The sequence below is a fragment of the Rhodospirillaceae bacterium genome, from assembly GCA_018662005.1.
GTDB lineage: Bacteria > Pseudomonadota > Alphaproteobacteria > Rhodospirillales > JABHCV01 > JACNJU01.
Map to the genome: position 1 here is coordinate 26,981 of JABJHA010000010.1, position 14,827 is coordinate 41,807.

Sequence of the window (14,827 nt, forward strand, 5' to 3'; positions counted from 1 at the left end):
AATTTTGACATGAGTTTAGGGTTTACTTGAGATCAACCGATTTAATCATTAACGTAAGCACCAAGAATATCCAAAAGGGAGGATTCCAATGAGATTTACCAAACTGATCCTGGCCGCTGTTGGCCTGGCTGTTGGCGTTAGCGGCTTTGCCGTTAGTGAAGCCAAAGCAGCCGAACAATTCATTCCGAGCCTGGTCTATCGGACCGGCCCGTACGCTCCTAATGGCACTCCGTTCGCTGATGGCGCTATGGATTACTACAAAATGCTTAACGCCCGTGACGGCGGCATCAACGGCGTCAAACTGGTCGTTGAAGAATGCGATACCGGTTACAACACCGACCGTGGCGTCGAATGTTACGAACGCCTAAAAGGCAAAGGCGAAACCGGCGCGGCGGCCTTTAGTCCGCTTTCCACCGGCATCACCTACGCCATTATCGAGCGTGCCGCGAAAGATAAAATTCCGGTCTTCTCCATGGGTTATGGGCGTACCGATGCTTCTGACGGCCGGGTCTTCCCTTATGTCTTCACCGCACCCTCCACGTATTGGAGCCAGGCTTCGGCTCTGGTTCGCTATGTTGGCGGTGAGGAAGGCGGCATGGCCAACTTGAAAGGCAAGAAAATCGCTCTTGTTTATCATGACTCGGCTTACGGCAAAGAACCGATTGCGACGCTTGAAGCTTTGGCCGAAAAGTATGGTTACACGTTCCACAAGTTCCCTGTTACCCATCCGGGCCTGGAACAGAAAGCCACCTGGCTGAGCATCGGTCGCAAGCTGCGTCCTGACTGGGTCTTCATGTGGGGCTGGGGTGTTATGAACCAGACCGCCATCAAGGAAGCTGCGGCTGTTGGCTTCCCCATGAACAAGTTCATCGGTGGCTGGTGGTCCGGTGCCGAACCTGATACCCGCCCGGCCGGTAAAGCCGCGATCGGTTACAAATCGGCTGCTTTCCATTCACCCGGTTCCAACTTCATTGTTCACCAGGACATCTTCAAACATGTCTATGGCAACGGCAATGGAACGACGACGGATGAACTGGTCGGTGAAGTTCTTTATAACCGTGGCCTGATCAATTCGGTCTTCGTTTCCGAAGCGATCCGTACCGCCATGAGCAAATATGGCAACAAGGCGATGACGGGTGAACAAATCCGCTGGGGCTTTGAAAACCTCAACCTGACCAATGCCAAACTGTCCAAGCTTGGCCTTAGCCGCTTCATGAAACCGATCAAGATTACCTGCCTGAACCACGAAGGCGGCACGCCGCTTCGTATCCAGGAATGGAAAGGTCAGCAGTGGGAATTCGTATCCGACTGGATCGAGCCCATGAATGACATTGTCCGCCCGATGATCGAAGCATCAGCGGCCAAATACGCTGCAGAAAAAGGCATTACGCCTCGTACCTGCAACTAAACCAGGATCAGGATTGGCCGAACCCGCCTGATACAGGGTTCGGCCAATTCGTTCTGTCTGCCCAAAGAAATTTAGCAACGGTTAGTTTACGATGACTGAAAACGGAAGCCCGCTTCTGATTGTTAACAATATCGAGGTCATTTACGATCATGTGATCCTGGTGTTGAAAGGGGTTTCCCTTGAAGTTCCCGAAGGTGGCGTGGTTGCCCTTCTGGGCGCCAACGGGGCCGGAAAATCGACGACCTTGAAGGCAATTTCCAACCTGCTTGGGGCTGAGCGTGGGGATGTTACCAAAGGCAATATTGAATACCGGGGCGAGCGTATCGATAAATTGACGCCGTCCGACCTTGTTAAAAAAGGCGTCGTCCAGGTGATGGAAGGACGCCATTGTTTCGAGCATCTGACGGTCGAGGAAAACCTGTTGACCGGTGCTTATACCCGCACCGACGGGACCAGCGCCATCAACCAGTCGCTGGAAAAGGTCTACCATTATTTTCCGCGCCTGAAAGAGCGCCGCACCTCCCAGTCCGGCTATACATCGGGTGGTGAGCAGCAGATGACGGCAGTTGGCCGCGCTCTTATGGCCAACCCGAAAATGATTTTACTTGATGAGCCGTCCATGGGACTGGCCCCGCAACTGGTCGAGGAAATTTTTGAAATTGTCGACGCCTTGAACAAAAAAGAAGGCGTCAGCTTCCTGCTTGCCGAACAAAATACCATGGTCGCCCTGAAACATGCCGATTACGGCTACATTCTGGAAAACGGTCGCGTTGTCATGGATGGCGACGCCAAGTCGCTTGCCGAAAACGAAGACGTTAAGGAATTTTACCTGGGCCTGAGTTCTGGCGGTCGCAAAAGCTTCCGTGATGTCAAACATTACCGCAGGCGTAAACGCTGGCTGGCTTAAATAAGATGAGCACATTTTACGACGATCTTGAAACCCGCTCTGGCGATCAACGCATGAGCGCCCAGATGACGGCGCTGGCAGATCAGGTTGCCTTCGCCAGGGAAAATGCACCCTATTTCTCCGCTCTTTTTGCTGACGTTGACGCCGCGACTGTCAATACGGCACAGGCCCTTGCCGGTTTACCTGTTACCCGCAAGTCTGACCTTATTGAAGGGCAGAAAAAAGACCATCCGTTTGGCGGGCTTGCTGCCATGGCAAGCGGTGGTCTGGCCCGTATTTTCCAGTCGCCGGGACCGATCTATGAACCCGAAGGCAGGACGGATGACTTCTTCCGCCTTGCGCGGGCTCTTTATGCAGCCGGTTTTCGCAAAGGCGATCTGGTCCATAACACCTTCGCCTATCATCTGACGCCGGGTGGCTTCATGATGGATTCCGGGGCCCGCGCTTTGGGCTGTGCCGTCATCCCTGCCGGTATCGGCAATACAGAGCAGCAGCTTGATGTCATTGCCGATCTGAAACCCGCCGCCTATACGGGTACCCCGTCGTTTCTTAAAATTCTTTTGGAAAAAGCCGAGGAAGCAGGCAAAGACGCCTCAAGCTTTAAGCGCGCCATGGTCAGCGGCGAATATTTTCCGCCACCCTTGCGCGATCAATGGGCCGCACGCGGCTTGCTTGCCTATCAGTGCTACGCAACGGCCGATCTTGGCCTGATAGCTTACGAGTCTGACGCCGCCGAAGGGATGATCGTCGATGAAGGCGTGATCGTTGAAATTGTCCGTCCCGGCACCGGCGATCCGCTTCCCGAAGGTGAAGTCGGCGAAGTTGTCGTCACCCTGTTCTCAAAGGAGTATCCGTTGGTTCGCTTCGCGACAGGCGATCTGTCGGCGGTGATGTCTGGCCCAAGCCCGTGCGGACGCACCAACATGCGGCTAAAAGGCTGGATGGGCCGGGCCGATCAGACGACCAAAATCAAGGGCATGTTTGTGCATCCCGAGCAGGTTGCTCAAATCGTTGGCCGCCACAAGGAAATTGAACGGGCCCGGCTGGTTGTCGAGACCGTCAATGATAAAGACGCCATGACGTTGACCTGCGAAACAGGCGAACAAGGTGAAGCCCTTGAGGCCGCCATCAATGAGACCCTGCAAAGCGTCTGCAAACTTAAAGGTACCGTCAGTTTCGCCGCCCCAGGCTCGCTTCCAAATGACGGCCTGGTGATTGAGGACAAGCGCTCTTACGACTGATTTCCTGTCATCGTCACGGCGGACGTGATCCGCAACCCGTGTCAATCCATCAGGATTGTAACAGGCTTGTGAAATGAAATTCTTGAAAAAACGGGTATTAATTGGTGAATGTCATTTCGCCAACTGAACACCTGTTTTATTTTAGCCTGCGCACGATAAATTGACTGAGCAAGGAGTTTTAAGAATATGGCCGCAGCAACGCAACGTCTGGTATTTCCTGGTAGCGACGGTGATCTTTCGGCAAGGCTGGATATGCCCCCGGGCCAGGCCAAGGCATATGCTTTGTTTGCGCATTGTTTTACGTGTACGAAAGATATTTATGCCGCGAACCGTATTTCCGAGCGCCTGACCCTCGAAGGCATTGCCGTGCTAAGGTTCGACTTTACCGGCCTTGGAGCCAGTGAAGGTGAATTTGCCAACAGCAATTTTTCCTCCAATATCAGTGATCTTGTTTGCGCAGCCGATTACATGCGTGACCACTTCATGGCCCCTTCAATCCTGATTGGTCATTCCCTGGGCGGAGCCGCGGTTCTGGCAGCCACAAGCCTTATTCCTGAAACAAAAGCCGTTGCGACAATTGGCGCACCAGCTGATCCAGCACATGTCGTTCATAACTTTCAGGCCGCCATTGGAGAAATTGAAGCTAACGGCGAGGCCGAGGTTTTGCTGGCCGGTCGGCCATTTCGCATTAAAAAACAATTCATTGAAGATATTCAGCAACAAAACATGGAAGCCGCCGTCAACTCCCTAAACGCCGCCTTGCTGATTTTCCATGCGCCCATGGATCAAACCGTCGGCATAGAAAACGCCGCCCAGATTTTTCAATCGGCAAAACACCCCAAGAGCTTTGTTTCTCTCGATGACGCAGATCATTTGATATCGAGACGAGAAGACGCGGTCTATGTTGCAGACGTTATATCTGCCTGGGCCGAACGTTACATAGGAAACGCCGGGCTGGCGGCAAACCCGGCCCCCGTTGCCAGGCCCGGGACCGTTGTTGTCGCTGAAACGGGAACAGGAAAGTTCACAAACGTCATTGTTACCGGGTCCGGGCATATCCTCAATACAGATGAGCCACAATCTGTAGGGGGGGATGATTCCGGTCCCACACCTTATGATCTCCTGTTATCCGCACTTGGTGCTTGCAAGTCGATGACCATGCGTATGTACGCCGAGCGTAAAGGTTATAAGTTAGGTCGTGCAGAGGTTCGCTTAAGCCACAGTAAAATTCACTCTGACGATTGCGAGGCTTGTGAAACAGAAAACGGCAAAATCGACCGGATACAAACCGAAATTTCCATAACCGGTGATCTGAGTCAGGAAGAACGCCAAAGCATCTTTGAAATTGCAGAGCGTTGTCCTGTCCACAGAACGATCACAGGGGAGATCCTTATTGAGGCAAGCCTGAACGAATAGGCCTCTCAAGGCAGATGCCCCGGCTTTCGGATCAGCAGATTTTTGCATAATCCCGGTTGGCATAGAGAAGAGGCGGGTGCGGCTCTCCCATGAAGATGTCTTCGACTTCACCGAAGACAACGAAATGTGAGTTTATGAGAAGACATTGGCTAACACGGCAATCAAATGCAGCGAGTGATTTGTGGAGCCGTGGCGAACCGGTTTCCATCGGCGTCCAGGTGCCGGGTGAAAATCGCTCTTCATCTCCCCGGCCTGCGAACACGTTTGAAAGTTCGTGCTGGTCTTCGCCCAGAACATTGACACAAAACGCACCATTTTCACGGATAGCTTCCGTCGCCCGGCTTAAGTGATGAAGACAAACAAGCAGGACAGGGGGACTGGCGTCTGCCGAAACCGAAGACATGGCCGTCACCGTAACCCCGCCGCGTCCGGCGGGGCCGTCGGTGGTGACGACATTGACGCTTGAGGCGATACAACTCATCGCATCAAGATAAGTTTGACGAAGCGAAAGAACAGTTTCTTGAGGCTTCACTTTGTGGATGTGGTTCATGACGTCTTCCTCAACCATTTTCAGGTTCTGTCATTTCATTGGCGGCAATGGGCGGCAAGCCCATGGCCATGCGTCCGCTAAACAGCAGTTGCCGTTTTTCCTGCATGGGATGGAAGGTTGCCGCATAACTGTCACGAACCAGCCGTTCTATCACTTGTCCGCGCATGTAACCCGGGCCACCGGATGCTTCCAGTGCTTTGGTTGTTGTCTCAATGACGGCTTTAACAACAATCGTCTTGCGTTTAACGATTTCGTTGGTCAGTTCTTCGCTGGCATCAAAATTCAGATCGTCGGCGATATCGATCATGCTTTGATGGGCGATCTGGGCCGTCGTTAATGCATTTTCCATTTCACCCAACAGGTAGGGTCTTGCGGCGTCGTTGATTTTGCCCTTGGCGTTTTCGCGGGCGTTCTCTGCTGCTTTTTCAGCAATCCCGACATATCCCGATACGATGAGGGGCAGGGCGACAACAAGGACTGTGTTCCAGACCGGGTGAAATTTCTCGGCCGGGCGCTTCAGGCCGATGGCATCATCGGGGACAAAAACATCCTCAAGTACAACACAATGCGATCCGGTCGCCCGCATGCCCATGGCTTGCCAGTTTTCTTCAATACTGACGCCTTCAGCTTTCATAGGAACAGGGAAATGCATGACGATCCTGCCGTCACCCGGATCGTCGTACGGGGCGGATGTCACCAGCACGTTTCCTGCCATACAGCCGCTGGCGAAGTATTTTCGCGCCGAAACCAGATATCCGCCTTCGGTTTTCGTCATTTCGCCGTTCGATCCAAGCCAATCCGTTGCTCCCGTACTGACCAGGACAAGCTCGTTGGATGCGACCTTTTCCAGTAACGCCGCACCGGGATTTCCGCGCATATGGTTCCACACGGCGGCGCTGATGATGTGCTGATGCATTGAAAACGTCAGGGCCGTCGATGGACAATGCCGGCCAATTTTCCTGATGGTGTGGCACATCTCCGAATGGCTTACACCGCCACCACCCAGTTCCCGGGGAACCAGGGCCGAAAACATTTTGTTGGCTTTCAACTCGTCGAAGTTTTCCTGCACGAACAGGTCGTTCTGGTCATTTTCCGTGACCCGGGAAGCGAAACCAGGGCCTAGCTGATCAATAATATCTGTGGTGTTCATTTTTCCTGCATAGGCGTCCATGTCGCCCTCCTTCTGTTTGATGAGAGTGCAATAGACGCCGACGGGTAATTTTTTTATAGTACTAAATCTGTACTTGAATTTGATGCCACCTGAATTAGGCTGGAAACATGAAAGATAAAAATGGATATGGGCAGTTTTGCCCGGTCGCCAAAGCCGCCGAAGTGCTGGCGGTTAAGTGGACCCCGGTTATTATTCGTGAACTGATGTGCGGCAGTTATCGATTCAGCGATATAAAAAAAGGCGTGCCGCTTATGTCACCAAGCCTGTTATCAGCGCGCTTGCAAGATCTGGAGTGGGCCGGGATTCTTCGGCGCAACCCCGCACGAAAAGGCAAAGGGTTTGAATATTATTTGACTGAAGCGGGGGAAGCCCTGCGTCCGATCATTGAAATGCAGGGCGAGTGGGCGCAAAAATGGCTCGAGCAGGATTTGCAGGACAAGGACCTGGACCCGTCACTTTTGATGTGGGATATGCATCGAAATATTGATTTTGATTTCATTCCGCAAGACCGGCGTTTTGTTGTTCAGTTTGAATTTACGGGCGTGCCCGTAAAGCAACGTCGCTGGTGGCTGTTAATGGAAAATCAGACTGTTGATGTATGTCTAAAGGATCCTGGCTATGAAATTGATGTTTTTGTTTCGTCGTCAATTCGCACAATGGCCGAAATATGGATGGGCATGTTGAAAATAAAGGACGCTTTAAGAGCGGGAGATTTGACCCTTGATGGCGCTCGTGATGTTTGTGAGACGTTCCCAAAAGCGCTCAAACTTAGTCATTTTGCGCCAACTGCCGTCTTAAGCCGTCCTTGATTTCTTCGGGCAACTGGTTCCAGTGAATATCCATCAGCGCTTCAACGGATTTCGACATCTGGCTGTTACCCTCTGGTTACACAAAATCACAGTTTCGCCTTATTTCGGGTTAAATGGGTCATAAAGTCGCCACACTCCCCCCTTTAAATACTCCCTATGCCGCATCCCATGCTGCATATCCAGAGACCCCCCTCTCTGGTCCCTCAAAAAGGCGTTTATAGCCTCAACTTGTCGGCCGAACTCAGCTCCCCTGTGGTTCGGTCGACTTTTTCTTTTTCAGCAGGGGCTTAAATAGGATACCTTTTGCGCTCCTCAACCTCTCTGTCCACTTTGTCATAAGAATTTCATGAGCATTTTTTGCGGCCAAGACCTGATCTGTGTGCGTGGTGAGCGGACCGTCTTTAGCGGCCTTGATTTCAACCTGGACGCTGGTGGCGCGTTGGTCCTGATTGGTCCCAACGGCAGTGGCAAGTCGAGTCTGCTCAGGTTGATGACGGGGCTTCTTCCGCAAGCTGGCGGACGTTTAAGCTGGAATGATGAAGCGATCAGCGAAGACCCGGAAGCCCACGGCGGCCGGATGCATTACGTTGGCCATCATGACGCCGTCAAACCGGTTCTCAGTGTTGCCGAAAATGTCAACTTCTGGACGTCCCTGCGCGGCGGCGCGGTTGATGTCATGACGGCCCTTGAAACCTTTGGCATTGCCCATCTGGCCGATGTTCCGGGACGCTTTCTTTCGGCCGGGCAGAAGCGCCGGGTCAATCTGGCCCGCATTGTTGCCGCACCGGCTCCCCTGTGGTTGCTTGATGAGCCGACAACGGCCCTCGACAAGCAAACCATTGCAGAGCTGGAGGCGACTATCTCGGCCCATCGGGCAGGTGGCGGCATGGTTGTCATCTCGACCCATTCGGATATGCATCTTGAGAGCTTTGAGGTGCTCGATCTGGCCGACTATGCCATCAGGCAAGCCTCATGAACGGCTTTCTAGCCATCCTCAAGCGCGACCTGCACCTGGCGACCCGCCAGGGCATGGATAACATGATGGTGGTGATGTTCTTCGTCATTGCCGTGGTGCTGTTCCCTTTTGGTGTCGGCCCTGAACCCAATATCCTGGCCCGTATCGCCGCCGGGGTGATCTGGGTGGCGGCCTTGCTGGCTTCCATGCTGTCGCTGGAACGATTATTTCAGACGGATTTTGAAGACGGCTCGCTTGAATTGCTCAGCCTGTCACCGATTACCCTTGAGGTGGCGGTGCTGGCAAAAGTGGCGGCTCACTGGCTGACCACCGGCCTGCCGCTGATCATTGCAGCACCGCTGCTCGCGGTGTTGCTCAACATGAATACCGAAGGCTTCCCCATGCTTATTCTGGCGCTGTTGCTGGGCACCCCTTCTTTAAGCCTAATCGGGGCGGTCGGGGCGGCGCTTATTTTAGGATCGCGCCGTGGAGGGGTACTGCTGGCGCTTCTGATTTTACCGCTCTATATTCCGGTGCTTATTTTTGGTGTCAGCGCCATTGATGCCGTCATTGGCGGATTTGAAGCCAATGCTCAACTTTTGATTCTGGGCGCTTTCCTGATGGGGGCGTTAGCACTTTGTCCATGGGCGGCGGCTGCAGGTGTCAGGCAAGCCATCGAATGAGTGACAATTAGCAAGCCAGGCGTTAAAACTTCCTTCCCGCAAGCCCCTTTTAGTCAGAGAATTACATGCTACACCGTTTTGCCAATCCAACCCGTTTTCTGCGTATCGCCAGTGTCGTCCAACCATGGATGGCATGGGCGACGGTGCTGCTTGGCGGTGCCGGGCTTTATCTTGGGCTTTTCAACTCACCTGCCGATTACCAGCAGGGCAACAGTGTCCGTATCATGTATGTGCATGTGCCTTCGGCGTGGATGGCGATGTTCTGTTATTCGAGTATGGCCATCGCCGCTGCTGTCGGCTTGATCTGGAAGCACCCGCTGGCCGATGTGGCGGCCAAGGCGACGGCCCCGATTGGCGCCTGCTTTACGTTTCTGGCGCTGTTTACGGGATCGCTTTGGGGCAAGCCCATGTGGGGGACCTGGTGGGTCTGGGACGCGCGCCTGACCTCCATGCTGGTGCTGCTGTTCCTTTATCTTGGCTATATCGCGCTGGTTAATGCCTTTGATGACCCCACCCGTGGCACCAGGGCGTCTTCGATTCTGGTGCTGGTCGGTTTTATCAACGTGCCGATTATCAAGTTTTCCGTCGACTGGTGGAATACCCTGCATCAGCCGGCCAGTGTTATCAAAATGGGGGGCCCTTCCATTGATGCCTCCATGTTGTGGCCGTTGTTGTTAATGGCGGTTGCTTTCACCACATATTATCTGTGGGTGCTGTTAATCCGGATCAGGGCTGAAATTATCGGCAACAAAATCCGCATTGCGCGCTTAAAACAGGTTCACGGTTAAGGACATGAGCATGATCAAGGACTTTATCGATATGGGTGGTTACGGTGCGTACATCTGGCCCAGTTACGGGGTCACCGCCGTGGTGATGATCGTGATGCTGGTTACCAGTTTGCGCGGGCTTCGTGAAAATGAAGCGACACTGCAATCCCTTGAGGTATCAACAGAGGATAAGTCTTAAGTGAAAAGAAAGCATAAAAGACTGACATTCGTCGGCCTGGCGTTGTTGCTGATTGCCGCCGCCGCGGGCCTGATCCTAAGCGCGTTTGAGGAAAGCATCGTCTTCTTCCACAGCCCGACGGATATCGTCGAGAAATCGGTTCCGGCAACGCAGCGTTTGCGGCTGGGAGGGTTGGTCGAGGAAGGCAGTGTTGAGAAATTACCTGACGCGGTGGTTATGTTTAAAGTCACCGACATGGCCAATTCGGTTCAAGTCAGCTACCGGGGCATCCTGCCCGACCTGTTTCGCGAGGGACAGGGCGTTGTTGCCGAGGGGACGTTCAGCGCCGGTGTGTTCACCGCTGATGAGGTGCTGGCCAAGCACGATGAGAATTACATGCCCCCGGAAGTTGCTGATGCTTTGAAGAAATCCGGCAAGTGGGATGATATGAGCGAGGAAATGAAGCGTCAGGGACATGTCCCCGGGGAAACCACGAAATGATTGCCGAAGCCGGACATTTCGCCCTCGTCCTGGCCCTGTTTGTCGCCATTGTTCAGGCGGTGGTGCCGATGATCGGCGCTCACCGGGGTAATGCCGTGTGGATGTCCATGGACAAGCCTTCGGCCATTTCACAGGTGCTGCTGGTTTCTTTTGCTTTTGGCTGCCTGACCTATTCGCACGTTGTTTCCGACTTTTCCGTCGTCAACGTTGTTCAGAATTCCCATTCCCTGAAACCGATGCTCTACAAGGTCGCCGGTGTGTGGGGCAATCATGAAGGCTCACTGCTGTTGTGGGTGTTCATTCTCGCTGCTTTTGGATCAGCCGTCGCTTTGTTTGGTGCAAATTTGCCGCCGACGCTGAGGGCCCGGGTGCTTGGCGTGCAGTCATTGATCGCCGTCGGTTTTTATCTGTTTATGTTGCTGACCTCCAATCCGTTCGAGCGGGTGTTCCCGCCGGCTATGGATGGTCGCGACCTGAACCCGCTGTTGCAGGACCCGGGGCTGGCTTTCCATCCGCCGTTTTTGTATTTGGGTTACGTCGGTTTCTCGATGGCCTTTTCATTCGCCATTGCCGCCCTGATTGAAGGCCGTGTCGACGCGGCGTGGGCGCGCTGGGTCAGGCCATGGACGCTGGCCGCCTGGTCGTTTTTGACGATCGGCATCGCCCTTGGTTCCTGGTGGGCTTATTATGAACTGGGTTGGGGTGGCTGGTGGTTCTGGGATCCGGTCGAGAATGCTTCTTTCATGCCGTGGCTGGCTGGAACCGCGCTGCTGCATTCAGCGATCGTTGTAGAAAAGCGCGACACCATGAAGACGTGGACGATCTTCCTCGCCATTCTGGCTTTCTCCATGAGCTTGCTTGGCACTTTCCTGGTGCGCTCCGGGGTGCTGACATCGGTCCACGCTTTCGCCACCGACCCTGAACGTGGTGTCTTCATCCTGATGCTTCTGATGATTGTCATTGGTGGTTCACTGGTGCTGTTCGCCATGCGCGGCCCGGCTTTACGCAGCACCGGTGTTTTCAAACCGATATCGCGCGAAGGTGGTTTGCTTTTGAATAATCTTGTGATGTCGACAGGTTGCGCAGTGGTTCTGCTGGGCACCCTTTATCCGCTGTTCCTTGACGCGGTTGGCGGCTCGAAAGTTTCTGTTGGCCCGCCGTTTTTTAATTCCGTATTTATCCCGCTGATGGTGCCGATGTTCATGGCCATGGGCTTTGGCCCGTTCCTGTCGTGGAAGCGCGCCGACATCGTACAGGCAGCGCTGCGCCTTAAAATCGCCTTTGTCGTTGCCGGTGTGGCCGTCGCGGCGGCTGTGGCGATTGCTGGCGAGGGCCCGTTCCTGGGACTGGTTGGCTTGGGTCTGGCGGCCTGGCTTATGACCTCGACACTGGTGGAACTGGCTGAGCGGATCAAACTGTTCAAAGAACCTTTGACGACGTCACTGGGGCGTTTGTTGCGTCAGCCGCGGGCCTCGTGGGGGATGACCTTTGCGCATCTGGGTATGGCCATCGCCATTGCCGGTATGGCCGGGGCGGGTGGCTGGAAAGTCGAAAGTATTCAGGTCATGAAGCCCGGTGATCAGGTCAACGTTGCAGGCTATGATTACACTTTTTTTGGCGCGCGTCAGGATCAGGGGCCGAACTACACGATCATTGAAGGAACTTTTCAGGTCACAAAAGATGGCCAGGATGTGGCCACCTTAAAGGCCGAGAAACGTAATTACCCGGTGCGTCAGATGCCGACCACCGAAGCGGCCATCCATTCCCTGTTTTCAGGCGATTTGTACGCGGTTATTGGCGATCCCGATGGTCAGGACGGCGGCTTCGTAACCCGTATCTATTTCAATCCGCTGGTCGCCTGGATGTGGGTAGGCTCGCTGCTGATGGTATTCGGCGGGGTGATCAGTATTTCTGACAGGCGATACCGTATTGGCGCCCCGGCCCGCCGCAAGCGCAAAACTGCAATGGCGGCAAATCCATGAACCGTATGATCTACCTTCTGCCGCTGGCGATCTTTCTGGTTATCGCCGGATATTTCGCCAAGGGATTGACCCTCAATCCGCGCGATATGCCTTCCATGCTGATTGATCAGGAGGTGCCGCCGTTTGATCTGAAGCCGATTAAGGGATCAATGCGGGGATTTTCAAGCGAAGACCTTAAGGGGCAGGTGACACTGGTCAACATTTTTGGCTCGTGGTGTGTGGCGTGCCTTGCCGAACATCCGATGCTGATGAAAATTCACGAACAGAAACTTGTTCCCATTTACGGCATCGACTGGCGCGAGAAAGACCCGGAGGCGGGACCTAAATGGCTGGCCCGTCGCGGTGATCCTTACACCCTGATTGGCGACGACCCGGAAAGCAAGGCGGCAATAGCTTTTGGCGTCACCGGTGCACCGGAAACCTTCTTCATCGATAGGCGCGGCTTCATCCGTTACAAGCATGTCGGCCCGATCACCCCTGAAAACTGGGAAAGCACTCTGTGGCCGATTGTCCAGGAGTTGCGAAAATTATGAACAATCATCTTTCCCCCTCAAGCGCCGGGCGTTCGCTACGCTCTCTTGGCTCGCCGCATAAGCGGCGGCCCACGGTCACGGGCTTGGCAGCGCTTGTCGCGCTTGTTTTCGTGCTGCTGGCCCTTGGTTTTTCGCCAGCTATGGCCGTTGAACCGAGCGAGATTCTGGATGATCCGGTGCTGGAAGAGCGGGCCCGGGAAATTTCCAAAGGGCTTCGTTGTGTGGTCTGTCAGAATCAGTCCATTGACGGTTCCAACGCCGATCTGGCCCGGGATATGCGGGTGCTGGTTCGCGAACGGCTCCTCGCCGGTGACAGCAACATCCAAGTGACTGACTACATGGTCTCGCGCTACGGCGATTTTGTCCTGCTCAATCCGCCCTTCAAGGCCGCCACCTACGCCCTGTGGTTGGGACCCTTGCTGATCATTGGTCTTGGACTGTTCGTGGTGGTTGTCTTCTACCGACGCCGTGGCAGTACAGATGTCGTCGAGGCTGTGCCGGTTGCCCTAAGCGATGAGGAAAGTCGCCGCCTTGAAGCCCTGATGAAGGACGAGAGCTAGATTATGAGCGCCGAGGCACTGCAATTGTCGGCCATAGCCGCCGTCCTCGCGCTTGGCGTGCTGGCGATTATGTTGTGGCCGCTTGTTAAAAGGCGGACCGCTGAAAATGCGCCACGCGAAGACTACGACATCAATGTCTATAAGGATCAGTTACTTGAGATCGAGGCCGACCTTGAGCGCGGCCTGTTAAGCGCCGGTCAGGGCGAGGCCGCGCGCACTGAAATCAAACGCCGGATGCTGGCCTCCGCTGACAGTGAAGAGACCGTGACTGAAACGGCCGGGTCGGGATCAAACGGCCTGATGATTACCATCCTGACGGTGTTGATGCCGGTCGGTGCTGTGTTGTTGTACCTCAACCTGGGGAGCCCCGAGCGGGCTGACCAGCCGCTGGCAGGACGGGCTCTCGAGGCGACCACGGCGCAGAGCGAAGAACACAAAAAAATCAGCCAGTCGGCAAATAAGCTGGCGGCTTTTTTGAAAAATAATCCTGACGATCTGCGTGGCTGGACATTACTTGCGCGTACCTATCTGTCGCTGGGTCGTTATCCGGACTCGGCCATGGCCTACGCCGAGGCTTATCGGGTCAGCGAGGAAAGTGCCGATCTTGCTGTTGATTATGGCGAAGCCCTGACACTGGCGGCGGATTCTGAAATTTCCGAGAAGGCGCGTAGGCTGTTTGAAAAAGCTCTCGCCGCCGATATTACCGATGCCAAGGCCCGTTATTATCTGGGTATGTTCAAGGCCCAGCAGGACGACGTCCGTGGCGCCATGCAGGCGTGGATTGATCTGGCGACAATGTCGCCGCCGGAGGCCCCGTGGGTGCCGATATTAAACCAGCAGATTGACCGCGCCGCCCGTGATTCAGGCATCGACCCGGCCTCAATTGCGCCCAGCGCCGAAGCCTTGGCGCTGGCAAAAAAGATTCAGCAAAATACGCAGGCGCCAGCACCAGCGCCGACCACAGCGGATGTCAAGGAAGCGATGGGAATGTCCGAAGGGGATCGCAACCAGATGATCCGCAGCATGGTTGAACGGTTGGCTGGTAAAATGAAAGATAATCCCAAGAACAAGGAAGGCTGGTTACGGCTGGAGCGCGCCTACCGTGTCCTGGGTGAGGTCGACAAAGCCGACGAAGCGGCCGCCCGCGCCGCCCTGCTTCCGTAAAA

At 54.5% G+C, this 14,827-nt stretch carries 16 protein-coding genes; 14 read left to right on the forward strand and 2 right to left on the reverse strand.

All coding sequences use genetic code 11. The annotated features are described in order from the left end of the window. Positions 1-88 precede the first annotated feature (88 nt). From HOL66_05615 to HOL66_05630, 4 genes are all read left to right on the forward strand, one after another. The gene (locus tag HOL66_05615) at positions 89-1,408 is read left to right on the forward strand and encodes an ABC transporter substrate-binding protein (protein MBT5243700.1); all 1,320 of its coding nucleotides are present in this window, start codon (positions 89-91) and stop codon (positions 1,406-1,408) included. A gap of 91 nt (positions 1,409-1,499) precedes the next feature. Next, on the forward strand, positions 1,500-2,315 hold the full coding sequence (locus HOL66_05620; GenBank protein ID MBT5243701.1) for an ABC transporter ATP-binding protein: 816 nt from the start codon (positions 1,500-1,502) through the stop codon (positions 2,313-2,315). Between the two features lie 5 nt (positions 2,316-2,320). Beyond that, entirely contained in the window at positions 2,321-3,556 is a 1,236-nt protein-coding gene (locus HOL66_05625) for an AMP-binding protein (protein MBT5243702.1), read from the forward strand. 186 nt (positions 3,557-3,742) lie between these two features. After that, positions 3,743-4,972 (forward strand): alpha/beta fold hydrolase, encoded by a 1,230-nt coding sequence (locus HOL66_05630; GenBank protein MBT5243703.1) that lies wholly within the window; start codon positions 3,743-3,745, stop codon positions 4,970-4,972. A 31-nt stretch (positions 4,973-5,003) separates the two neighbouring features. Here HOL66_05630 and HOL66_05635 read toward each other — a convergent pair whose 3' ends face one another. Together HOL66_05635 and HOL66_05640 are read right to left on the reverse strand one after the other, a co-directional pair. Beyond that, positions 5,004-5,522 (reverse strand): flavin reductase, encoded by a 519-nt coding sequence (locus HOL66_05635; GenBank protein MBT5243704.1) that lies wholly within the window; start codon positions 5,520-5,522, stop codon positions 5,004-5,006. 10 nt (positions 5,523-5,532) lie between these two features. Further along, positions 5,533-6,693 (reverse strand): acyl-CoA dehydrogenase, encoded by a 1,161-nt coding sequence (locus tag HOL66_05640; protein MBT5243705.1) that lies wholly within the window; start codon positions 6,691-6,693, stop codon positions 5,533-5,535. Between the two features lie 107 nt (positions 6,694-6,800). Between HOL66_05640 and HOL66_05645 the strand changes: the two genes are divergently transcribed. From HOL66_05645 to ccmI, 10 genes are all read left to right on the forward strand, one after another. After that, positions 6,801-7,502: a helix-turn-helix transcriptional regulator gene (locus HOL66_05645; protein ID MBT5243706.1), complete on the forward strand. Its 702-nt coding sequence runs from the start codon at positions 6,801-6,803 to the stop codon at positions 7,500-7,502. A 346-nt stretch (positions 7,503-7,848) separates the two neighbouring features. Then, on the forward strand, positions 7,849-8,478 hold the full coding sequence (gene ccmA / locus HOL66_05650) for a heme ABC exporter ATP-binding protein CcmA (protein MBT5243707.1): 630 nt from the start codon (positions 7,849-7,851) through the stop codon (positions 8,476-8,478). Next, a complete protein-coding gene (gene ccmB, locus HOL66_05655; protein ID MBT5243708.1) occupies positions 8,475-9,140 on the forward strand; it encodes a heme exporter protein CcmB in 666 nt (221 codons plus the stop codon). Before ccmA ends, ccmB begins: the two co-directional genes overlap by 4 nt. 65 nt (positions 9,141-9,205) lie before the next feature. Beyond that, entirely contained in the window at positions 9,206-9,928 is a 723-nt protein-coding gene (locus tag HOL66_05660; protein ID MBT5243709.1) for a heme ABC transporter permease, read from the forward strand. Between the two features lie 25 nt (positions 9,929-9,953). Continuing rightward, entirely contained in the window at positions 9,954-10,106 is a 153-nt protein-coding gene (gene ccmD / locus HOL66_05665; GenBank protein ID MBT5243710.1) for a heme exporter protein CcmD, read from the forward strand. Then, a complete protein-coding gene (gene ccmE, locus HOL66_05670) occupies positions 10,107-10,586 on the forward strand; it encodes a cytochrome c maturation protein CcmE (GenBank protein MBT5243711.1) in 480 nt (159 codons plus the stop codon). Then, the gene (locus HOL66_05675; GenBank protein ID MBT5243712.1) at positions 10,583-12,568 is read left to right on the forward strand and encodes a heme lyase CcmF/NrfE family subunit; all 1,986 of its coding nucleotides are present in this window, start codon (positions 10,583-10,585) and stop codon (positions 12,566-12,568) included. The genes ccmE and HOL66_05675 overlap by 4 nt, the downstream gene beginning before the upstream one ends. Beyond that, positions 12,565-13,101, forward strand: coding sequence for a DsbE family thiol:disulfide interchange protein (locus HOL66_05680; protein ID MBT5243713.1), 537 nt, complete (start codon positions 12,565-12,567; stop codon positions 13,099-13,101). The genes HOL66_05675 and HOL66_05680 overlap by 4 nt, the downstream gene beginning before the upstream one ends. After that, entirely contained in the window at positions 13,098-13,661 is a 564-nt protein-coding gene (locus tag HOL66_05685; protein ID MBT5243714.1) for a cytochrome c-type biogenesis protein CcmH, read from the forward strand. Before HOL66_05680 ends, HOL66_05685 begins: the two co-directional genes overlap by 4 nt. A 3-nt stretch (positions 13,662-13,664) precedes the next feature. Next, on the forward strand, positions 13,665-14,825 hold the full coding sequence (ccmI, locus tag HOL66_05690; protein MBT5243715.1) for a c-type cytochrome biogenesis protein CcmI: 1,161 nt from the start codon (positions 13,665-13,667) through the stop codon (positions 14,823-14,825). Positions 14,826-14,827 lie beyond the last annotated feature (2 nt).